The sequence below is a fragment of the Hymenobacter actinosclerus genome, assembly GCF_900111515.1.
Taxonomy (GTDB): Bacteria; Bacteroidota; Bacteroidia; order Cytophagales; family Hymenobacteraceae; genus Hymenobacter; species Hymenobacter actinosclerus.
Window position 1 is genome coordinate 1,300,723 of sequence record NZ_FOHS01000001.1, and the last position, 21,495, is coordinate 1,322,217.

Here is a 21,495-nt window from a genome sequence, read left to right on the forward strand (position 1 = left end):
CGCCCTCCTCGCACCAGGGTTTTCCTGTTCACTTAGCCGTCCCCGTCCCTTGATTAAGCCATTCTTTCTGCGCCTGACGCTGGCCCTCACGCTGGGCAGTGCCGCGCTTCCCGCCCTGGCCCAGGTGCCGCTGGCCACGCCCGCCGTGGTGGCCCCCGCCGACACTACCATCAAAAAGTACGAAACCCCGACGGGGGCCGTAAAAAAGCCCTGGTACAAGGGCAAGCTCTTCCGCGCCACCATCATTCCGGCCGCGCTTATCACCTACGGAGCCATTACGGCGCAGGGCGACGCGGGCATCAACCACGACACCCGCACGTTTGTGCGCAAACAGTTTCGGCCAGTGAGCACGGGGTTCGATAATACGCTCATCATCGCGCCCTATTTCGAGCTGATTGGCGTGGCCATTGCCGGCGTCGAGTCGCGCAACGACCGTATCAACACGCTGCTCGTTATTGCCAAGGGCGAGGCCATTATGCTGGCCAGCACCTTCGCCGTGAAGTATATGGCCAACGAAACCCGGCCCAACCGCTCCGACGACCTGTCGTTTCCTTCGGGCCACACGGCTCAGGCGTTTCTGGCGGCCAGCATCGTGCACACCGAGTTTCGCGACAAAAGCCAGTGGTACGGAATCGGGGCCTATACCATTGCCACCAGTGTGGCCGCCCTGCGCATGATCAACGACAAGCACTGGCAGAGCGATGTGGTAGCCGGCGCGGGCTTCGGCATCCTGTCGGCCCACATGGCCTACCTCACGCACCGCAACCGCTGGGGCCGCAAGTCGCGCATCCTGGGCGAAACCACCTTCGCGCCCACCTTCGTGCCCGGCGGCGGCATGGGCCTGGGCGTGGTGTGGCGCCCACGGCGGTAGCTTTCAGGCAGTCGTCAACGACCTGGCAGACAGATTTTCAGCCGCTGCTTTCCCCAACCCATGATCCAGCTGCTGAAGGCCCTTTACCGATTTGCGAAGGAGTTGCTGAAAGTGCTTTACCAGGGCCTGCGCCGCACCTTACGCGGCCACGGCCATCTGGTGGGCGTGCTGCTGCTGGGCATTGCGGTGCCCTGGCTGATCTTCGTGAACGTGGCCGAGGATATCTGGGAGAGCGGCGGCTTCATCGGCGACCAGCCCATTCTGGAGTGGCTGCACGCCCGCCAAAGTCCCGGCCTCGACCAGCTGGCGCTGGCCTTCACCAATGCCGGCGGCCCCACGGTGATGACGCTTGTTGGCGTGGGCATTAGCGGGCTGCTGCTGTGGCGGCGGCAGCGGTCGGCAGCGTGGTTTTTCGTCTTGTCGGTGGGCGGGGCAATGGGGCTCAATCTGGCCGCCAAGCTGCTGTTTGGTCGGCCCCGGCCGGCCCTCTGGGAATCGATTGCGCCGGAAAAATTCTACAGCTTTCCAAGCGGGCACGCCATGGGCTCGGCGGCGCTGGCGGCGGCATTGGCCTTTCTGGTGTGGCGTACGCGCTGGCGCTGGCCAGTGGTGGTGCTGGGCACGCTGTTCGCGCTGGGCGTGGGCCTTTCGCGCAATTACCTGGGCGTGCACTTCCCGTCCGATGTGCTGGCCGGCTGGTTCTGCTCGGTGGGCTGGGTGGCCAGCCTGCACGTATTCTTCTCGCCCGACCTGGCCCAGCTGCGCGACTGGTGGGGGCAGGCAAGAAGGCAGATAGCGCGCTGGTAGCTGCGGCCCGCGCCTGAGCTGCTGCGCGAGTCGCTGATGAAACCGGCCCAAACATCCGGCCCCGCTGCTGCGTTGGGGTAAGTTTCCGCCCTCCGCTTCCGCGCCTGCCATGCCCGCCGCCCCGCTTGTTATCTGGACTATCGGCCACTCCACCCGCAGCCCGGAGGAGTTTCTGGCCGCGCTGTCTTCTTTTGAGATTGAACTGCTCGTGGATGTGCGCCGCTACGCCGGTTCGCGGAAGTTTCCGCATTTCAACCCATCCGAGCTGGAGGCCTACCTGCCGGCGGCCGGTATTGCCTACGAGGCTATGCCGGCGCTGGGCGGCCGCCGCAAACCCCGGCCCGATTCGCCCAACACCGTGTGGCGCAGCGAGTCGTTCCGCGGTTACGCCGACTACTCCGAAACGCCGCCCTTTGCCGAAGCGCTGGCCCGGCTTGCGGCCCGGGCCCGGCAGCAGCGCACGGCCTACATGTGCTCCGAAGCCGTATGGTGGCGCTGCCACCGGGCCATTATTTCTGATTACCTGAAGGCCGCCGGCTGGACGGTGATACACATTATGAAAGCCGGCGTGGCCGTCGAGCACCCCTTCACCGGCCCCTACCTAGAAACCCATTCGGTGGCGCCGTAAACGCCGGCCGGCCCACCTGCACACCTGCTTACAACCCCGTTTATGTGGTGGATTTACGCGCTTCTTTCGGCCCTTTTCGCGGCCCTGACGGCCGTGCTGGCCAAGGTTGGTATCAAGGGCGTCGACTCCAACCTGGCCACGGCCGTGCGCACGGCCGTGGTGCTGGTGCTGGCCTGGGGCATTGTGTATTTCCGGGGCGGGCTCGAAGGCATCCATACCCTCACGCGCACCAACTGGCTGTTTCTGGTGCTCTCGGGCATTGCTACGGGCCTGTCGTGGGTGTTCTACTTCCGGGCTCTCCAGCTGGGCAAAGTATCCCAGGTAGCGCCCGTCGACAAGCTGAGCGTAGCCCTGGCCATCGCACTGTCGGTCATCTTTCTGGGCGAAAAGCTGACCTTGTACACCGGCATCGGCGCCGGCCTCATCATCCTCGGCACGCTGGTCCTGATTTGGGGGTAGCGGTGAATGAGTGACGTGGTGAATGAGTGAATCCGCCTGTCATCCTGAGCACAGCGAAGGACCTTATCACGTTTGCACAAGTCGTTGCTACGGTCGTTCGAACGCGATAAGGTCCTTCGCTGTGCTCAGGATGACAGAACAGTTCACTCATTCACCACGTCACTCATTCACCGCTTCTCCCCGAATAAACCGGGCGACCAGTTCGGGTTGGGTGATGGGCAGCATGTGGCCGCCCTCGATTAGTTGCAGGGTGGCGCCGGGCACTTTCTCGGCCAGGCCCTGGCCGTTGGTGTGCCAGTCGAGCACGGCGTCGTGGCGGCCGTAGAGCACGCGCACGGGCAGGCGCAGCTCCGGCAGGCGGGCCGTGAGCGTGGGCAGATAGGTGGGTAGCGCCTCCAGGTCGGCAATGGTGGCCAGGAACTGGGCGGGCTGCAAACTCAGCATGCCGCCGGCCTTGGTGCCATAGTCGCGGGGCGGGGTTTCGGGCTTGAACAGGGCCTTCATGAGCTTCGGGCTCCGGCGGATGGACAGCGGTGTGGCCACCGTCCAGGCTACCAGCTGCCGCCGCCAGTGCGAGGGTATCATCAGCCGCTGAAACATGGCCGGCACCGATTCGGGCAGCGCCGACAGGGGCGCAATCAGGGTTAAGGCCGCTACTTTTTCGGGGTGATTGAGGGCCAGGGCCAGCGCCACGGCTCCGCCCAGGGAGTGGCCCACCACCAGCGGCCGGCCCAGGTTCAGCTTGTCAATCAGGGCCGCCAGCGCATCGGCCTGGCTGAGCAAATCGGAGCTGGCGGGCCGCTGGGAGTAGCCCGAACCCGGCCGATCGACCACGACAACCCGGTAATCGGCCGCCAGCCGCTCCACCACGCCGTAATTGAACTGGCCCATCTGCCCGCCCAGGCCGTGCACAAGCAACAGCACCGGCCCGGCGCCCTGTTCATGCACGTGCAGCCGGCCGCCGGGCAAGTCTACGAACGAGCCGCGCGGCGGCAGCGCCGCCCGCACCTTGCGGGCCGTGCGGTGCGTGAAAAATACCAAGCCGGCCAGAGTGGCGCCGCTGAGGGCCAGCAGGGAGTAAGCGGTAGTTTTGAAAAGCTTCATAGTTTAGGTTAAGCTGTTATACAAGAACCGTCATTCAGAGCATGTGGCTTGATGCGCCACATGCTCTGAATGACGGTTTACTTCTCACTGTCCCGGCAGCACTCCAACTGGCCCTAATTGCAGCGTGCCGTCGTTGATGCGGGTGTAGCGGATGTTGAGCAGGTCTTTGAGGTAGTTCTGATGGACAAACCAGGGGCGGCGCGAGCCTTGCCGGGGCAGCTCGCCGGTGGCCCGCTGCACGTAGCCCGACGAGAAATCGAGCAGCGGCCGGGCCGCCAGGTCGGTGGGGCGGCGGGGCACGGCAATGGCCAGTTGGTGGCGGTCGAGGTAGCGGAGCAGGCGGCAGAAGTAGTTGGCCGTCAGGTCTACTTTCAGCGTCCAGGAAGCGTTGGTGTAGCCGAAGGCCATGATCAGGTTGGGCACATCGGAGAGCATCATGCCGCGGTAGCTGAGCGTGTCGGCGGGGCGAATGGGCTGGCCATCCACCAGGAGCGTGATGCCGCCCAGTAGCTTGATTTTGAGGCCCGTGGCTAACACCACCAAATCGGCGGGCAGCTCCCGGCCCGATTTCAGGAGCAGGCCGCCGGATGTAAACCGCTCAATTTCGTCGGTTACTACCGCGGCCTGGCCCTTGCGGATGGCGCGGAACAGGTCGCCGTCGGGCACCAGGCACACGCGCTGGTCCCAGGGGTTGTAGCGCGGCGTGAAGTGAGTGGCCACGTCGTAATCGGGGCCGAGCTGGCGGGCGGCCAGGCCCACGAGCTGGCGCTTGGCCTGGGCCGGGCGCAGGCGGGCCAGCGCGTAGAGGCCGATCTGTACCAGCACGTTTTTCCAGCGCGTGAGGTGGTGCGCCAGCCGGCCGGGCAGGTAGCGGCGCAATCGGTTGGCAATTTTATCCTCGGAAGGCTGGCTGACGATGAAGGAGGGCGAGCGTTGCAGCATAGTCACGTGGGCCGCCGTTTGGGCCATGGTGGGCACCAGCGTCACGGCCGTGGCCCCGCTGCCCAGCACCACCACCCGCTGGCCGCTATAATCCAGGTTTTCGGGCCAGAACTGGGGCTGCACGATGCGGCCCGCAAAGTCGGCCTCGCCGGCAAACTCGGGGCGGTGGGCCTGCTCGTAATCGTAGTAGCCGCTGCACGCGTACAGAAACCGGGCCCGCAGGGTCTGGCGCTGCCCTCCGTGCTCCACTGCCACCGTCCAGCAGGCCTCGGCGCTCGACCACGCGGCGCTAAGCACTTTGTGGTTGAAGCGGATGTGGTCGGTAATGCCGGCCTCGGTGGCGGTTTCCTGGAGGTAGCGCAGGATGGCGGGGCCGTCGGCAATGGCCTTGGGGTTGGTCCAGGGCCGGAAGGAGTAGCCCAGCGTGTGCATGTCGGAATCGGAGCGCACGCCGGGGTAGCGGAACAGGTCCCAGGTGCCGCCCAGAGCCGCGCGGGCCTCCAGAATCTGGTAGGTTTTGCCGGGGCAGCGGCGTTGCAGCACGTGCGCCGCCCCGATGCCCGACAGGCCCGCGCCCACAATCAACACATCGAGCAACTCGTTTTCTGTCTTCATAGCCTTGGCTTTAACTGCCGGAAGATAGGAAGGTTCGGGCGTCGGTTTTCAAGGCCCATTCAAGGTTTTCTCGCGGAGGTGCGCGGAGGGATGCGCAGAGGAAAAGGGAGGACCTCTTTTTACCTCTGCGCATCCCTCCGCGCACCTCTGCGAGAAAACTACGCCCGCCGGTACGCCAGCCGCAGCAAGCTCGGCAGCACCAGCAGCAGCAGCGGCAGGGCCAGCAGCAGCCCGCCGATAACGGCAATGGCCAGCGGCTGGTGCAGCTGGGCGCCGGCGCCGATGCCCAGCGCCAGCGGCAGCAGGGCCGCAATGGCGGCCAGGGCCGTCATCAGCTTGGGCCGCAGCCGGGCGGCAATGGCATAGGCTATGGCCTGGTCGACGGGGGCCTCCTGCCGGGCCTCCAAAAACTGCTGGAGCGTGAAAATGGCGTTTTCGCCGATGATGCCGACCACCATAATCAGGCCGGTGTAGGAGCCCACGTTGAGCGGCGTATGGGTGAAGTACAGGGCCAGCGCCCCGCCCGCCGGGCCCAGCACGGCCACCAGCAGCACCAGGCCCGCCGCCCGCAGGTCCTTGAACAGAAACAGCCCCACCGCAAACACCAGCAAACAGGCCGCCCCCAGAATCGTGAGCAGCTCCTGAAACGACTGCTGCTGCTCGGCAAACGAGCCCCCGTACTGAATGAAGTAGCCCGGCGGCAGCGCCACCTCGCGGCTTAGCGTCTGCTGAATCTCGCGCATGGCCGTGCCCAGGTCGCGGCCGTTGAGGCGGGCCGTTACGGCCGTCAGGGCCTGCAGATTCTCGCGCTCCAGCTCCGCCTCCCCGGCCGACACGCCCACAGTAGCCAGCTCATCAAGCCGGCGGCGCTGGCCGCCGGGCAGGAAAATCGGCTGCCGGCGCACCTGCTCCAGGCTGGCGTTCTGAGCGCCGGGGTAGCGCAACCGGATGTTGAGCAGCTGCTCGCCTTCGAGCACCGTGCCGGCCACCACGCCCGCCAGCTGGGTTTGCAGCTGGCTCTGGAAATCGAGGGCCGTGAGGCCGAACTGGGCCAGCCGGCGCGCATCGGGCCGCACATCTACGGCCGGGCCCATGCGCACGATGCCGTCGAACACATCGGCCGTGCCGGGCGTTTTTTCTACCAGGGCGGCCACCTGCTCGGCCAGCCGGTAGCGCGTCTGGGTATCGGGCCCGAACACCTTGATTTCGATGGGCTGCACGGTGCTCATCAAGTCGCCCAGCATGTCGCCAATCACCTGTCCGAAGTCGATGGTGAGGGCCGGCTGGGTGGCTTCGATGCGCTGGCGGATATCATCAATCACCTCCTCGGTGGTGCGCTGGCGGTTGGTTTTGAGGCGGATGAGGTAGTCGCCGCGGTTGGGCTCGGTGATGAAAAAGCCCATCTGGGTGCCGGTGCGGCGCGAGTAGCTGGCCACTTCGGGCACCCGCCCAATCAGCCGCTCGGCCTGGCGCAGCAGCTGGTCGGTTTGCTCCACGCTGGTGCCGGGCGGCGAGTTGTAGTCGAGCACAATGGCACCCTCATCCATCTCCGGCAAAAAACCCGTGGCCAGCCGCGGAACCACGAACCAAAGCACGGCCAGCAGCCCCAGAATGCCGATAATGGAGTAGGCGGGGTGGCGGATGACAGCGCGGACCCAGGGGGCTTCGTGGTGGGCGGGGGCCTCACGGCGTGCCCACGTGTTGACCTCACCCCCTAGCCCCCTCCCCAGTGGGGAGGGGGAACTAGTTTCTAATTTTTTAGAGCTAAATAAAAAGCTAGAGTCTAGTTCCCCCTCCCCACCGGGGAGGGGGCTAGGGGGTGGGGTTTTAGAAAGCAGCAGATACACCACTGGCAGCCCCAGCCAGGCCACGAAAAACGAGCACACCAGGGCTACGACCATTGTGGTGGCCAGCACCTTAAAGTAGGCCCCGGCCACGCCGCCGAGCAGGGCGAAGGGCAGGAAAATAACGATGGTGCTCAGCGAGGAGCCTACCAACGCTGGCAGCAGGTGCCGCACCGAACGGTTTACGACCTGGCCGGGGGAGTAGTCGGGGTGGTCCTCGCCCACGCGGTGCAGCTGCTCCACCATCACCACGGCGTCGTCAATCATCAGGCCGATGGCGGCGGCCAGCGCCCCCAGGGTCATGATGTTGAACGAGTAGCCCAGCCCGAAATACAGCACGGCCAGCGTGAGGGCCAGGGCCAGCGGGATGGTGAGCAGGATGGTGAGCGAGGCCCGCCAGGAGCGCAGAAACAGCGCCGTTACCACCAGCGCCAGCGCCAGGCCAATCCACAATGAATCCTGCACCGAGCGCACCACTTCGGCCACAAAATCGGCTTGGTCGTAGTAGGGCCGTAGCATGATGCCTTTGGGCAGGCCTATCTGCAGCGTGGCTACCTGGGCCCGCACGCCCTCGCTCACCAGCACCACGTTGGCATCGGGCTGGCGCAGCACCGAAATCAGCACGGCGGCGTGGCCGTTGGCGTTTACGCGGGTGTACTCGGTTTGCTCGCCCAGCTGCACGGTGGCCACGTCGGCCAGCCGCACGATGCGGCGGCCGTCGTTGCGCAGCACCGTGTTTTCGAGGTCCTGCTTGCTGGCGATGGTGGCGTCGGTAACCGTGAGGTAGAGGCGGCGGTAGTCGGCCAGGTAGCCGTTGCTCTGCACAAAATTGGTTTGGCCCAGCATGGTGCTTACGTCGGCGGGTGTGAGGCCCAGGGCGGCCAGCTGGTCGGCCTGCAGCTCCACCTGAAACTCCTTGGTGCGCCCGCCCTGCACCTGCACCGTCGAAACGCCCTCGACCTGCGACAAAAAGGGCTTGATGGTGAACAGCGCCAGCTTGCGCAGCTCCAGCGCCGAGCGGCCGGGCGCTTCCAGCGTGTAGCCCATCACGGGCAGAATGGCCGGGTTCATGCGCTCCACCGACAGCTGGGTGCCCGCCGGCAAGTCGGCCCGAATCTGGTTAAGGCGCGACTCAATGGTCTGCTGGCTGCGCACCACATCCACGCCCCAATCCAAAAAGGCCGAAATCTCGCACGAGCCCCGGCTGGTGGTCGAGCGCAGCAGTTTCAGCCCCGGCACCTGCTTGATGGCGTTTTCCAGCGGCTTGGTCACGGTCACCATCATGCGGTCGACGGGCTGCAAGCCATTGTCGGCAATCACCTTCACCTTCGGAAACGTGACTTCCGGAAACAGCGCCACATTGATGCGCCGGTACGCCAGCGTGCCCAGGGCCAGCACCAGGGCCAGCACTACCGCAATCGGGGCTTTGTAGGTTTGGAACATGGGTTCAATGGTGCGCCTCACCCCCCGGCCCCCTCTCCAGGGGGAGAGGGGGAGCCAGACGATTTAGCGGTTGGCTTACAGCTGTCAGTTGATAGCTTTTTTATTATATGGAAGAGAAGCTGACAGCCAACTGCTGTCAGCTAACAGCTCCGGCAAAGGCTCCCCCTCTCCCCGAGGAGAGGGGGCCGGGGGGTGAGGTGCCCCATCAGGGCCGCACCTGCACCGCTGCCGTATCATCCAGCCCGTAATTCCCGCTGATTAGAATCCTATCTGAGGGCGAGAAAACGGGGCTTTTGATTTCGATGCGGCCCTGTTCTTCGAGGCCGGTTTGCACGGGCACGCGCACTGCCACCGAGTCGTTGAGCAGGCGCATCACCCAGAACTCGGTCTGGGTTTCGTCGGTGAGCACGGCGGGGCGGGGCAGGGTGGCGGCGCGGTAGGGCGCGGTTTTGTCGAGGCGCACGGTGACGGTTACGTTTTCGGGTAGCTGGGGCGCGGGGCCGATGGGGCGCACGGTGTAGCGCTGCACCTGGGCGGCGAGGTCGGCGGCGGGCAGCACCTCGGCCACCCGGCCCGGCAGCACCCGGCCATCGGGCAGCATGATGCGGCAGCTTTGGCCGGGGCGCACGTAGCGTAGCTGGGTTACGGGCACGTCGAGGATGAAGCCGAACCGGCTCTGGTCGTACACCAAAGCCAGCTGCTCGCCGTCCTGCACGTAGTCGCCGGCCAGCTTGTCCACGGAGGCCAGCACGCCGGCGCGGGGGCTGGCAATGCGGATGACGCCGCTAAAGCGCAGCCGCGGGTCGCCGGTAATCTGGTCGAGGTGCAGGGTGCGGGCCTCCTTGGTTTGCAGCGTGAACACCACCTGGCCCGCCCGCACCCGCTGCCCCGGCACGGGCACCGGGGCCAGCAGATAGCCCGTCGTGGTAGCCCGCAGCACGTCCTTGGCCGGGTACGCCGACACGGCCCGCAGCTCCAGCACGTCGGTCAGCGTATCGGTCTGCACCTGTTCCACCGTCACTACGGCGCGGGGCTGCACATCGGCTTCATCGGCCGCCGCATCCTCGGCCGGCGCGGTGGGGTTGCAGGCGGCCAGTAAGGCCAGGACGAATATTAAGGGTGGTTTGGTCATGGGAGAGGACAAGAGGAACGTCATGCTGAGCTTGCCGAAGCATCTCTACCGCTTCGTTGGATTACCATTGCGACGAAGCGGTAGAGATGCTTCGGCAAGCTCAGTATGACGTTCTTTTTACTGACAACCGACAACTGACAACTCGCCTCATTCACTTAAATAATCCAGCTGGTACAGCACCCGCAGCCGGTCGGTTTCGGCTTGAGTGAGGCTGAACTGGAAGTTTCGGGTACTGCTGATGAGCTGCAGGTAGTCGAGGATGCTCAGGTCGCCGGTGGCCAGCTGCTGGCGGCTGGCTTCCACCAACGCATTGGCGATGCGCAGCTGCTCCTGTAGGCTGACGAGGAGCTGGGTGGTGGCTTGCAGCTGGTTCTGGAGCTGGTCGTAGAGCTGTTGGCGCTGGGCCGTCAGAAACGAGCGGTAGCCTCTTCGGATTTGCTCGGCCACCTCCAGCCGGCTGTAGCCCAGCTGGCGCTGGTGGCCATCGAAAATGGGCACCGACAGCTGCAAACCGCCACTAATACCGAAGTGGCGCTGAATAGCAATAAGCGAGGCTGACTGCAAGCCGATATCAGCCACGGCCTGCACGCGGGGGCGGTAGCTCAACGCTATGGCCTGGCGCTGCAAACCCAGGTTCAGGCTGTCGAGCGTGTACTGGCGCTGGGTGATGGAGCCCAGGCCCGCCAGGGCCGGGTGGGTGGGCGGTGCGGGCGTTTGCAGCGGGCGCAGCACCGTGTCGCGCAGGCCGCAGAGGTAGCGCAGCGTACCCAGCTCGCGGCGGTAGGCTAGGCGGTTTTGCTGCACCGTCACTTCCTGGGTGCGCACCGAGAGGTAGTACGACAAATACTGGGTTTGCTTGTAAAGGCCGCCGTTCACGAGCCGGCGTAGCAGCACATCCTGGCGGCGCAGCTGGGCCAATATATCCTGCCCAAAGGCCCACTGCTGCCCGGCGGCGTAGGCCGTCAGGAACTGGTCGGTAACGGTGCGGCGCAAATCCAGGGCCGAGAGGCGGCCGTTGTTGCGCAGCGTCTGGCCCTGGTTTTCGAGCAGGCGGTAGTCGTTGCGCAGGCTGTTACCGTTGAGCAGCGGCTGACTCACGCTGGCCACCGTGCCGTAGTTGCCACCGTTGCTCACGGCCTCGTCGTAGCCAAAGCGGCGCGAAACGGGCGCGTACACGGCCACCGCGTTGCCGGCCACGTAGGGTCGGTTCTGGGCCGCCCGGCGCAGGCTGTCGATACGGTTTTGCAGCACTTGGCCTCGCAAGTCGCCCAGCAGCGGGCTGTTCTGATACGCTGCGGTCAGAAACTCTTCGAGCCGGTCGGGCACGCTGGAAGCAGGAGCGGGCAGAGGCTGAGCAGCTACCGGCCCACCGACGAGCAAAACCCCGCCCAGCAGCAGCAACCCCCACCAGGCGGCGGGCCAACTGAAGAGCAGGCGGGAGATGAACTGGGCAGACACGGGCAGCGGCGGTTGACTACCGCAAAGCTGCCGGGCAATTCTGAAGTAAATCTGATGCCGGGTGGTGTGAGCTACAGTTGATTAGAGCTGGAAAGCTAGACAGTTAGCTCTAATCCATACCCTGCTTCAGATTTTCTTCAGACCGGCCGCCTACGTTCGGGCTCTTTCCCTGCTGCCTGACCTTCATGAAAAAGCTCCCCGAAATAACCCTGCTGTTCTGGATAATGAAAATATGCGCCACCACGCTCGGCGAAACCGGCGGCGACCTGCTGGCCCAGACGATGAACGTGGGCTATGCGCTCAGCTCGGTTATTCTGCTCGGTATTTTCGTGGTGGTGCTGGTGGGGCAGCTACTGGCCCGGCGCTACGTGCCGGCGCTGTACTGGGCCGTTATTCTGGCCACCAGCACGGCCGGAACCACGCTATCCGACTACATGGACCGCACGCTGGGGCTGGGCTATGCCACCGGGGCCGCCATTCTGGTGGGGTTGCTGGCCCTGGTGCTGGGCGCGTGGTGGCTGAGTGAACGGTCGTTGTCGGTAACCAACGTGCAGTCGCGCCGGGCCGAGCTGTTTTACTGGACGGCTATCCTGGTGTCCAACACCCTGGGCACCGCGCTGGGCGACTATCTGGCCGACGACTCGGGCCTGGGCTTCGGGGGCGGGGCCCTGCTGATTGGCTCGCTGCTGGCGCTGGTGGTGCTGGCGCATTACTTCACCCGTATTTCGGCGGTGCTGCTGTTCTGGGTGGCCTTCGTGCTCACCCGCCCGTTTGGGGCCACGATGGGCGACTTGCTCACCAAGGATGTCAGCAAAAACGGCCTCGGTTTCGGTACCGTGGGCTCCTCGCTCATCCTGTTTGCCGTGCTGGTTGGCCTCGTGCTGTACACTACCTGGCAACTGCGGCGGCCAGCAGCGGAAGCACCGAGTGAGTTTCAGTAAGCTGATGTTCTTCAGAATTACATCAGATTTGCACTGTTCCTTCGCCGGCAGCGCCCGCGCCATAGCGGACGCTGCTGGCTTGCCCTATGAAACTGCTCCTCATTGAAGATGAACCAGCGCTGCGCAATACGCTGGTCGAGTACCTGCGCCAGAGCGGCTACGTATGCGAGGTGGCCGGCTCCTTCGAGCAGGCCCGGGAAAAAATCAAGCTCTACGACTACGACTGCGTGGTGCTGGATTTGACGCTGCCCGACGGCAACGGCCTCGACATCCTACGCACCCTCAAGGCCGATGGCTCGCGGTCGGGTGTGCTCATCATCTCGGCCCGCGCCGCCCTCGACGACCGCCTTACCGGCCTCGACCTCGGCGCCGATGACTACCTGACCAAGCCCTTCCATCTGGCCGAGCTGAACTCGCGGCTGCGGGCCATCATCCGGCGCCGGCAGTTCCAGGGCCACCACCACATTGCCTTCCGCGACCTGCTGGTGTGGCCCGAGCAGGCCGAGGTGTTCGTGCGCGAGCAACCCCTCACGCTCACCCGCAAAGAGTACGATTTGCTGCTCTTCCTGCTGGCCAACCCCAACCGCGTACTCACCAAGGAAGCCATTGCCGAGCACCTCTGCGGCGACGCCGTCGACGCCGCCGACTCGTTCGATTTCATCTACACCCACCTGAAAAACCTGCGCAAAAAGCTCCAGGAAAAAGGCGCCGACAACTACATCCGCACCATGTACGGCGTGGGGTATAAGCTGAGTATGGAATAGCTTTTTTGAGCTGTTAGCTTGGTGCTGGAACGTCATTCTGAGCAGAGCGAAGAATCTCGCGTGCTTATGTTGCACGAGAACCGTCCACCGATTCAAGCGAGATTCTTCGCTCCGCTCAGAATGACGTTCCAGCACCAAGCTAACAGCCATCAGCTAACAGCTCAAAAAAACATGAAGCTGCTCACCAAAACCAACCGCTATTATCTGGTGCTGACGACGGCGCTGTTTGCGCTGGCGGGCGTGGGGCTGTACTATGGTTTTTACGCCGCCCTGCGCCAAGAAGTGGAAGAGCAGCTCGGCAACGCCCGGCTGCACCTGGAGCGCCGGGCGGCCACCGGGGCCGCGCTGCCCGCCACGCCCTTCGAGTACCAGCTGAGCGTGAGCCCGCGCCCCCAGCCGCTGGGCTACCGCGATACGCTGCTGCTCGACCCGGTAGAGGGCGAAATGGTGCCCCACCGGCAGCTTACGTTCCGGCTGCCGGTGCAGGGCCGTGCGGCCTGGGTGACGCTGCGCAAGTCGCTGGTAGAAACCGAGGACGTGCTGGGCGTGGTGCTCACGGTGCTGCTGACGGTGCTGGCGGTGCTGCTGCTGAGCGTGCTGCTGCTCAACCGCTGGCTCGCCCACCACCTCTGGGCCCCGTTCCGGACTACGCTGGCGGCCCTGCGCCACTACGGCGTGCAGGAGCACCGGGTGCTGGAATTTGCGCCCGTGAGCACCGACGAGTTTGCCGAGCTCAACGAGGTCATCACCCGTTTCACCCGCCGCCTGGTGGCCGACTACGAGGCCGTACGCGAATTCACGGCCAACGCCGCCCACGAAACCCAGACGCCGCTGGCCATCATGCAGGCCCAGCTGGAGCAACTGCTGCAACTCCCCGAAATGGAGAACCCGCAGCTGGCCGGCCTTGTCACCGAACTTTACCAGGCCACGCGGCGCCTCTCGCGCCTGCACCAGGCCCTCACACTGCTCAGCAAGATTGAAAACCGGCAGTTTGCGGCTCCGCCCGCCCCGCTTTCGCTGGCCCAGCTGCTGCGCGACAAAGCCGAGCAGCTCCAGCCCCTGCTCGAAGCCCGCGACCTCACCCTACACCTGCACCTCGATGCCGAGCCCACCGGCCTGCGCCTGCACCCCGGCCTGGCCGATTCGCTGGTGCACAACCTGCTCCAGAACGCCATCAAGCACAACCGGTCCGGTGGCTTCGTGGCGGTGCGCCTGAGTTCCGAAGCCCTCGAAATCAGCAACCCCGGCCCGCCCGTCAGCGGCGACCCGGCCCGGTTTTTCGAGCGGTTCCAGAAGCACGATGCCGCCTCCGCCTCGCCCGGTCTGGGTTTGTCCATCGTGCAGCAAATCGGCCGCTATTATGGCTTTCGGGTGAGTTATATTTTTGAGGCGGCTGAATCCGTTCACACGTTGCGGGTGGCGTTTTGAGCAACTATTGGGCGGCCGACGAGACGCATAATTGCGTCTCGTCGGCCGCGCCTACGTCGTTCAACGACGAGGCGCAATTATGCGTCTCTACATCATGCTCGGCGCCGGCCGAACAATCAACCAGAAAACCAACAGATTCGGGCCCTAAGTTTGAGCGAAATCAACCTCAACCCCTACCCGTATGAAGCTTCCCTTTGGATTGCTCGCCGCCGCGCTGCTGCTAACCGGCTCGGCCTCGGCTCAGAAACTAAAAGCCGCTCAAGTACCCGCCGCCGTGGTAGCCGGCTTCAACCAGAAATTTCCCCAGGCCAAGGAGGTAAAGTGGGAAAAAGAAGGCAGCCACTACGAAGCCGGCTTCGAGCAGGGAAAACAGGAAATGTCGGCCCTGCTGAGCGCCGCCGGCACGCTGGTGGAAACCGAGACGGAAATCCAGGTGAGCCAGCTGCCCGCCGGGGTGCAGGCCACGCTGGCCCGCCAGTATAAAGGCGTAAAAATCAAGGAAGCCGCCAAAATAGTGGCCGCCGGCACCGGCACCGTTACCTACGAAGCTGAAATCGAGCAGGGCGGCAAAGAGGTGGACTTGCTCTTCGATGCCGAAGGCCGGGAGGTGAAAAAGTAAGGGGGGGCCTACACCGTGTCGTGCCCCTCGGTGGCCAGCTCGCGCAGCAGCTGGCGCAGGCCGGCGGGGTCCTGCATCATTTGCAGCACCCGGGCCAGGTACTCGGCCTCCGCTTTCAGGTGGCGCTTAAGTTGGCGGATTTCCTGCTCGCGTTTCTTGCCCGTGGTGCCGCTGAAGCCGTTTTCGCCGTATTGCAGCGCCTGCAACTGCTGCTTCAGCTCGACCTGTTGTTGCAGCAGCGCCTGGGTGTAGCGGGCCAGCAGGGTGTCGTCGGTTTGATTGGCGGGGGCGGTTTCGGCCAGCAGCTGGAGCAGCGTGTAGAGGTCGTTGGCTTCGTAGGCCTCCGTGATGCGCTGCATGAGCTGGGTGCGATGATTGTGGGTGCTTTCGTCGCGGCTCAGGTCGGGATGATGGGCGCGGGCCAGCTGGCGGTAGAGGGTTTTGGTGTTGGCCAGTAGCGCCTGCTGCTGGGCCCGGGCGGCCTGGGCAGCGGCTTCCTCGGTGCGCTGCTGCTTGGTTTTGCGCCGGGCCTGGGCGGCCTCGGCGGCCCGCTCGTGCGGGGCCTGGGCGGCCGCCGAGGGTTCCGGCGCGGCCATTTCGGGGGCCTGCTGCTCATCGTCCTCGTCCGGACGGCGCCGCGGGGCATATTTGCGCAGCATCTCGGCCGCGTCTTCGCCAAACCGATCCTGCAAGGTGCGGGCGTTGCCCAGCAGCAGGGCCGTAATCTGCTGCTCCTCCAGGCGGCTGAAGTAACCCAGCAGCAGGGCTTCTTCCAGGGGCGCAAACAAAGCCTGGCGGGCCTGCACCACCGTTTCGGCGGCGGGGCCTACCTGCTGCCAGTAGCGGCGGCGCGCTTCGGCCTGTTCCACTTTCAACTCCCGCAGCCGCTGCCGCAGCCCTTCTACCCGCGCCACCGCCTCGGCAAAGGCCTGCTGGGCCGGCGTGCCCGGCGCTTCGGCTGGCACCGGCGTGGGGAGCGAGTTGGCAGCGGGCAGGTCGGTGTAAGGGTTATGCAGGTGCATAGGTGAAGGAGTAACTCGGTGAATGAGCGTAAAGGTACTGTCATCGGTACTGTCATCCTGGGCATGTGGCGCTTTGAGCAAGGATGAAGGACCTATTGAGAAGCTAACATCAACTGTAAGCCTCTGTATAGGTCCTTCATGCTTGCTCAAAGCGCCACATGCTCAGCATGCCAATTGGATTCACTCATTCACCAAGTCACTCCTTCGCCTCAACCCCACAGCTCATACGCCACCCGAAACGTGTTGCAGTGGGCGTCCACGATGTCGGCGAGGCGCTCGGAGTAGCCGCCGCCCATGCTCACGGCTACGGGCAACTGGTGCTGGTAGCAGAGGCCCAGCACGTACTCGTCGCGCTGGCGGCAGCCGGTGGGGGAGAGGGCCAGCTTGCCCAGCTTGTCAGTGGCCAGCACATCAACGCCGGCCAGGTAAAACACGAAATCGGGTCGCACCTCGGCCAGCAGTTGGGGCAGCGTGGCGGCCAGCACCCGCAGATACTCCGCGTCGCCGGTGCCCAGGTCCAGGGCCACGTCGAGGTCCGATTGTTCCTTGCGGAGCGGGTAATTGGCCCCGGCGTGCATGGAGAAGGTGAACACCCGCGGCTCGTGCTGGAAAATGCTGGCCGTGCCGTCGCCCTGGTGTACGTCGAGGTCCACAATCAGCACCTGCCGGGCCCGGCCGTGGTGGAGCAGGTGGGCGGCGGCAATGGCAATATCGTTGAGCACGCAAAACCCCTCGCCCCGGTCGCGGAAGGCATGGTGGGTGCCCCCGGCCAGGTTCAGGGCCACCCCCTCGCGCAGGGCCCACTGCGCCGAGGCCAGCGTGCCGGCCGAGCTGCTCAATGAGCGGCGCGTCAGCTCCGGGCTTTGCGGCAGGCCCAGCCGGCGCACTTCGGCGGCGCTCAGCTGCTGGTCGCGGATTTTGTGCCAGTACTCAGTTGAATGCACGCGCAAGACGTCCTCCTCCGAGCAAAGGCCCGGGTCGTAGAAATCGGCTTCGGCGGCTACGCCCTGCCACAGCAGCTGCTCCCGAATCAGGCCGTACTTGGCAATCGGGAAGCGGTGGCCGGCGGGCAGGGGCAGCGTGTAGCGGTCGGAAGCGGCGAGGTGCATGAGTTGGGGCGGGGTGGTTTTAAAAGGCTATAACGGTCTGCTACCGCCCGCCGTAGGGGCGGAGCTTGCCCCCGCCCGCCGTTAACGCCGTTGAACGAGTATCGTTGAAGTGGTGCCAGCGGCGGGCGGTAGTTGCGTAACGGTAGTTACGGTTTTCGAGGCAAAGATGCATTTATACACGAGCTGCAAAACCGCTTAATTAAGTGCTGCAATGGAAATCTTTGCTTTGGAATGAATACAAATAATAAAATAATTAAAAATATTTTTGCTGTTACTTGTTTTTCAGAAATTAACCCCGCTATCTTTGTCCCGTTCGAAAGCAACAACTGCCCCGAACCAATACGCCTCACAAGCCATGCGCCGCCACCTCAACAAACGTCAGCCAATGCTCAGCTCACTGAATCGGAAGATTCAGCCGGGGTTCGGCGCGCCAGCTCGCAGATGAGGCTCTACCCGAGCTATCCTTTGTTATTGCAAACGCCCGAATCCTGCCAGATTCGGGCGTTTTTCGTTTTATCCCATCCTGCTCAATAGCTTACGCTTATGTTCCCGCTCTCATCCTTCAGAACCCGGCCGCGGCCCCTTGCTTCCTACCTGGGGCAACCCGCCAGCCTGGCCCTCGCCGGCCCATCCGATTCGCATCGGACCAAACGCTTCCGTTAGTCAGCCCGCTTATCGGGCGCTCCGGAGCGCGTAGTTACTGCTCTTTTTCCTTGAAAATAATTCGTGTGAAAAATACGAATAAGGGAGAATATTGCCTGTTAATTACCGCGAGTTTATTGGTTTGATTAAATAAAATGCTTTCAATAAGCAGGCCGGCGGAGTGTGCCCTTTTTTCTCCAGCAACATGTTTTTAACTGCCCACGGCTGCTTCCGCGGCTTACGCAATTCAACCGCCGTTCCGTGCCGGAATGGTGCCTCTCAATGGCCAATCGTACAAAACACCTTACGGCTAAAGCCCTGGCCACCCAACAGGCCGTAGCCGCGCTGCAAAACCGCTGCCTGGTTGGGCGCAAATGGTCGGTTGCCCGCCAAATTGAATTCATCTGCTCCTGTAGCAGCGTGGCCAAAGTGCACACCTGCCTGGAGCCGGGCAGCCCCGTTGCCCAGCTGTACTTTCTGTGCCTGCACGGCCGCAACAAAGCCAAGCGGCAGGTAGCCAAAACGGCCCTGCGCGACCTGGCGGCCACCCGCACCGAGGTACTTACCTGCCTGCCGCTGCTGCCGGCCGTGGCGGCTATCTGCCAGCACTACGCCGCCCGCCGCCGCGAGCTAAGCGCCTGGAAACCCCAGCGCCGCAACGCTTACCGGCAGCTCTACGACCTGGTGCACTACCTGTTCGACGAGTACGGCGACGTGCCGGGCTGGGTGATTGAGGCCTGGGCCACCGGGCAGCTCACCCAGCAAGTGGGCATGGCCCGCCTGACGGTGCACCTGGGTAGCGGCCAGGCGCTACGGGCCTTTCGGGGGCTGCCGGTAGCGCTTACCCGCCGCCTGGAGCACGAAATGCGGCAGGCCCCCTACGAGTATACGTTCGTGCAGGCCTTGCGCTACGCCCAGCTGGCCAACGCGCGGGCCCTGCCGCTGCTCGACCCCGTGCTTAAAAGCCGGCTCGGGCAGGAGCTGGTGCCCGACGATGCCTCCTGGCTGACGGTGGCGGCCTTTTTCCGCGATGCGCCCATGACCGACCCCTGGCAGTTCGAGCCGGTGTGCGAGTGGATTGAGCAGTGCCGGACGGTGGGCGTGGATGGGGAGCTGCCCCAGCCCGGCTTCTCGCTGAAGGGCCGGCAAATGGCCTCGGTGCTGCGCCAGGCCACCAGCTGGCACCAGCGCACCCACCGCGCCCGCACCTACTGGGGCTGCAACCTGGCCCTAAGCTCAGCCTGGGTTGGGCTCCCGATAACGGGGTTCGAACTGGGCGGGGCCGAGGGGGTGCGCATCAGGCAGCTGCTCAACTACGCTCAGCTGCTCGAAGAAGGCAGCGCCCAGAAGCACTGCGTGTCGTCGTACGTGTACTCTTGTCTGAAAGGGCGCTGCGGCATCTTTTCGCTGAGTGTCCACGGTGCCCGCACCCTCACGGTGGAGGTGCTGGCCAACCGGCAAATCGTGCAGATACGGGGCCGGGAAAACCGTCGGGCCACCGAGCGGGAGCAGGACTGGCTACACCAGTGGGCTACCGCCGCCGGCCTCAGCTTTTCTGCCAATACCTAGTATCAGTTGCCGGTTGCCAGTTGCCAGTTGCCAGTTGTCAGTTGCCGGTTGCCGGTTGCCGGTTGCTGGTTGCCGGTGAGAAGTGAGAACGTCATGCTGAGCGAAGGCGCAGCCGTAGTCGAAGCATCTCTACCGCAATGCTAATCCTGTCGGCTGCAACAACGCAGAAGAGATGCTTCGACTACGGCTCCGCCTTCGCTCAGCATGACACAATCTTTACTCCATCAGCATCCCAGCTTCTAACCCTTAGCTTCTCAAAACCCATGCGCTTCAACCAACCTTCCCGCTCCGACGCGGCGGCCACGGTGCTCAACCACGAAGGAGCGCCTGCCTACGTCCTTACGCCCGCCCTGGAGCTGTACGCCGCCGTGGCCACGGCCGGCCTCAGCAACCAGTTCTACGAAACCGCCGGTGCCCGCCTCGCCCGGTTGCGCCAGCTCATCGGCCAGGCCGACCCCTTGCTGGTGGCCCGGCTGGCGGTGTACGCCCGCGAAAAGCTGCACCTGCGCTCCGTGCCGCTGGTATTGGCCGTGGAGCTGGCCCGCGTGCACCGCGGTACGGGCCTGGTGAGCCGCTTGGTGGCGCGCATCGTGCAGCGGCCCGACGAGCTGACGGAACTGCTGGCCTATTACGCCGCCGCCAACGGCCGCACCGGCCCCAAAACCCTGGGCCGCCTCTCCAAGCAGCTGCAAAAAGGGCTGGCGCTGGCCTTCCACAAGTTCGATGGCTACCAGCTGGCCAAGTACGACCGGGCCGGGGCCGTGCGCCTGCGCGACGCGCTGTTTCTGGTGCACCCCCGCCCGCGCGACGCGGCTCATCAGGCGCTGTTCGACCAGCTCACGGCCGGCACCCTGCCCACGCCCTACACCTGGGAAACCGCGCTTTCGGCGCTGGGGCAGCAGGCTTTCGCCACGCCGGCCGACCGGGCCGCCGCCTTCCGTCAGCGCTGGACCGAACTCATCGGCAGCGGCAAACTTGGCTACATGGTCCTGCTGCGCAACCTGCGCAACATCCTCGAAGCCGCAGTGCCCGCCGACGCCCTGGCCCAGGTGTGCGCCACCCTCGCCGACGCCCGGCAGGTGGTCCGCAGCCGGCAGCTGCCCTTCCGCTTTCTGGCCGCCTACCGCGAGGTAAAGCTGCTGGAAAACGGGGTGCTCACCAAAGCCCTGGCCACCCTGGGCCTGCGCCCCGCCGACCCCGTGCCGGCCGTGCTCGACGCCCTGGAAACCGCCCTGGCCCACAGCGCCGCCAACCTGCCCGGTTTCGGCCCCGAAACCCGGGTGGTAGTGGCCTGCGACGTGTCGGGCTCCATGCAGCAGCCCGTTTCGCTGCGCAGCAAAGTGCTGCTCTACGACGTGGGCCTGGTGCTGGGCATGCTGCTGCAAAGCCGCTGCCGCCACGTAGTAACCGGCCTGTTCGGCGACACCTGGAAGCGCGTAACGCTGCCCGGTACCGCCGTGCTGCGCAACGTGCAGGAGCTTTACCGCCGCGCCGGCGAAGTGGGCTACAGCACCAACGGCTACCTGGTGGTGCGCGAGCTGCGCCAGCGCCGGGAAGTAGTAGACAAGCTGATGGTTTTCACCGACTGCCAGCTCTGGAACAGCCACGCCGGTAGCGGCAACAGCCTGGCCCAGGAGTGGGCCGAGTACCGCCGCACGGTGGCCCCCCAGGCCCGCCTCTACCTCTTCGACTTGGCCGGCCACGGCACCACGCCCGTGCAGGTGCACCCCGAGCACGGGGCCTACCTGATTGCCGGCTGGTCGGACAAGATTTTCGACGTGCTAACGGCGCTGGAAAACGGCGGCTCAGCTTTGACGGAAATCGAACGAATCGAGCTGTAGTGGCTATGGCAAGGACTGTAGAGACGCGACCCATCGCGTCTCGGCGTTGAACGGACCCGTTGTCCCGGTTATGTTCACTGGTGCCGTTCAACGCTGAGACGCGATGGGTCGCGTCTCTACACCCAAACTTCACAGCGGCCCAATCAAACTGCACCACACCAGCGGGCTACGGACTGAAGTCCGTGCCACATTCAGAGCAAAAAGCGGCCCCGGGAGTGGCTTTGGACACCAGAAAAGCGGTGCCACTCCTGGGTTAC

The 21,495-nt window shown here is 64.5% G+C and carries 17 protein-coding genes; 10 read left to right on the forward strand and 7 right to left on the reverse strand.

Annotated features, from left to right (window positions below; translation table 11 throughout):
- Positions 1 to 49: 49 nt before the first annotated feature.
- From BMY67_RS05625 to BMY67_RS05640, 4 genes are all read left to right on the forward strand, one after another.
- Entirely contained in the window at positions 50 to 871 is an 822-nt protein-coding gene (locus BMY67_RS05625; protein ID WP_177189699.1) for a phosphatase PAP2 family protein, read from the forward strand.
- Between the two features lie 60 nt (positions 872 to 931).
- Positions 932 to 1,678, forward strand: coding sequence for a phosphatase PAP2 family protein (locus BMY67_RS05630; protein WP_092769231.1), 747 nt, complete (start codon positions 932 to 934; stop codon positions 1,676 to 1,678).
- Between the two features lie 109 nt (positions 1,679 to 1,787).
- The gene (locus BMY67_RS05635) at positions 1,788 to 2,306 is read left to right on the forward strand and encodes a DUF488 domain-containing protein (protein ID WP_092769233.1); all 519 of its coding nucleotides are present in this window, start codon (positions 1,788 to 1,790) and stop codon (positions 2,304 to 2,306) included.
- Between the two features lie 42 nt (positions 2,307 to 2,348).
- Positions 2,349 to 2,765, forward strand: coding sequence for an EamA family transporter (locus tag BMY67_RS05640; RefSeq protein ID WP_092769235.1), 417 nt, complete (start codon positions 2,349 to 2,351; stop codon positions 2,763 to 2,765).
- Between the two features lie 159 nt (positions 2,766 to 2,924).
- Here the strand turns inward: BMY67_RS05640 and BMY67_RS05645 are convergent, their stop codons facing one another.
- The 5 genes from BMY67_RS05645 to BMY67_RS05665 form a co-directional block, all read right to left on the reverse strand.
- Positions 2,925 to 3,869, reverse strand: a complete 945-nt coding sequence (locus BMY67_RS05645; RefSeq protein ID WP_092769237.1) for an alpha/beta fold hydrolase — start codon at positions 3,867 to 3,869, stop codon at positions 2,925 to 2,927.
- 84 nt (positions 3,870 to 3,953) lie between these two features.
- Complete coding sequence (locus tag BMY67_RS05650) at positions 3,954 to 5,426, reverse strand: flavin-containing monooxygenase (protein WP_092769239.1); 1,473 nt, start codon at positions 5,424 to 5,426, stop codon at positions 3,954 to 3,956.
- 158 nt (positions 5,427 to 5,584) lie between these two features.
- The gene (locus BMY67_RS05655; RefSeq protein ID WP_092769241.1) at positions 5,585 to 8,713 is read right to left on the reverse strand and encodes an efflux RND transporter permease subunit; all 3,129 of its coding nucleotides are present in this window, start codon (positions 8,711 to 8,713) and stop codon (positions 5,585 to 5,587) included.
- A gap of 205 nt (positions 8,714 to 8,918) precedes the next feature.
- A complete protein-coding gene (locus BMY67_RS05660) occupies positions 8,919 to 9,845 on the reverse strand; it encodes an efflux RND transporter periplasmic adaptor subunit (protein ID WP_177189700.1) in 927 nt (308 codons plus the stop codon).
- 147 nt (positions 9,846 to 9,992) lie between these two features.
- On the reverse strand, positions 9,993 to 11,303 hold the full coding sequence (locus BMY67_RS05665) for a TolC family protein (RefSeq protein WP_177189701.1): 1,311 nt from the start codon (positions 11,301 to 11,303) through the stop codon (positions 9,993 to 9,995).
- A gap of 185 nt (positions 11,304 to 11,488) precedes the next feature.
- On the opposite strand from BMY67_RS05665, the gene BMY67_RS05670 reads away from it, so the two are divergent.
- The 4 genes from BMY67_RS05670 (at position 11,489) to BMY67_RS05685 (ending at position 15,055) form a co-directional block, all read left to right on the forward strand.
- Positions 11,489 to 12,244, forward strand: a complete 756-nt coding sequence (locus BMY67_RS05670; RefSeq protein ID WP_092769247.1) for a COG4705 family protein — start codon at positions 11,489 to 11,491, stop codon at positions 12,242 to 12,244.
- 86 nt (positions 12,245 to 12,330) lie between these two features.
- Entirely contained in the window at positions 12,331 to 13,008 is a 678-nt protein-coding gene (locus BMY67_RS05675) for a response regulator transcription factor (RefSeq protein ID WP_092769249.1), read from the forward strand.
- A gap of 171 nt (positions 13,009 to 13,179) precedes the next feature.
- Positions 13,180 to 14,436 carry a sensor histidine kinase gene (locus BMY67_RS05680; protein ID WP_177189702.1) on the forward strand — a complete coding sequence of 419 codons (1,257 nt, stop codon included), beginning with the start codon at positions 13,180 to 13,182 and terminating at the stop codon, positions 14,434 to 14,436.
- 181 nt (positions 14,437 to 14,617) lie between these two features.
- The gene (locus BMY67_RS05685; protein WP_092769253.1) at positions 14,618 to 15,055 is read left to right on the forward strand and encodes a PepSY-like domain-containing protein; all 438 of its coding nucleotides are present in this window, start codon (positions 14,618 to 14,620) and stop codon (positions 15,053 to 15,055) included.
- An 8-nt stretch (positions 15,056 to 15,063) separates the two neighbouring features.
- On the opposite strand, the gene BMY67_RS05690 is transcribed toward BMY67_RS05685, so the two are convergent.
- Together BMY67_RS05690 and BMY67_RS05695 are read right to left on the reverse strand one after the other, a co-directional pair.
- The gene (locus BMY67_RS05690) at positions 15,064 to 16,077 is read right to left on the reverse strand and encodes a J domain-containing protein (RefSeq protein WP_092769255.1); all 1,014 of its coding nucleotides are present in this window, start codon (positions 16,075 to 16,077) and stop codon (positions 15,064 to 15,066) included.
- Positions 16,078 to 16,286: 209 nt separating this feature from the next.
- Positions 16,287 to 17,186 (reverse strand): histone deacetylase family protein, encoded by a 900-nt coding sequence (locus BMY67_RS05695; protein WP_092769257.1) that lies wholly within the window; start codon positions 17,184 to 17,186, stop codon positions 16,287 to 16,289.
- Positions 17,187 to 18,110: 924 nt separating this feature from the next.
- On the opposite strand from BMY67_RS05695, the gene BMY67_RS05700 reads away from it, so the two are divergent.
- Together BMY67_RS05700 and BMY67_RS05705 are read left to right on the forward strand one after the other, a co-directional pair.
- Positions 18,111 to 19,397 (forward strand): PcfJ domain-containing protein, encoded by a 1,287-nt coding sequence (locus BMY67_RS05700; RefSeq protein WP_092769260.1) that lies wholly within the window; start codon positions 18,111 to 18,113, stop codon positions 19,395 to 19,397.
- A gap of 263 nt (positions 19,398 to 19,660) precedes the next feature.
- The gene (locus BMY67_RS05705; RefSeq protein WP_092769263.1) at positions 19,661 to 21,238 is read left to right on the forward strand and encodes a TROVE domain-containing protein; all 1,578 of its coding nucleotides are present in this window, start codon (positions 19,661 to 19,663) and stop codon (positions 21,236 to 21,238) included.
- Positions 21,239 to 21,495: the final 257 nt, after the last annotated feature.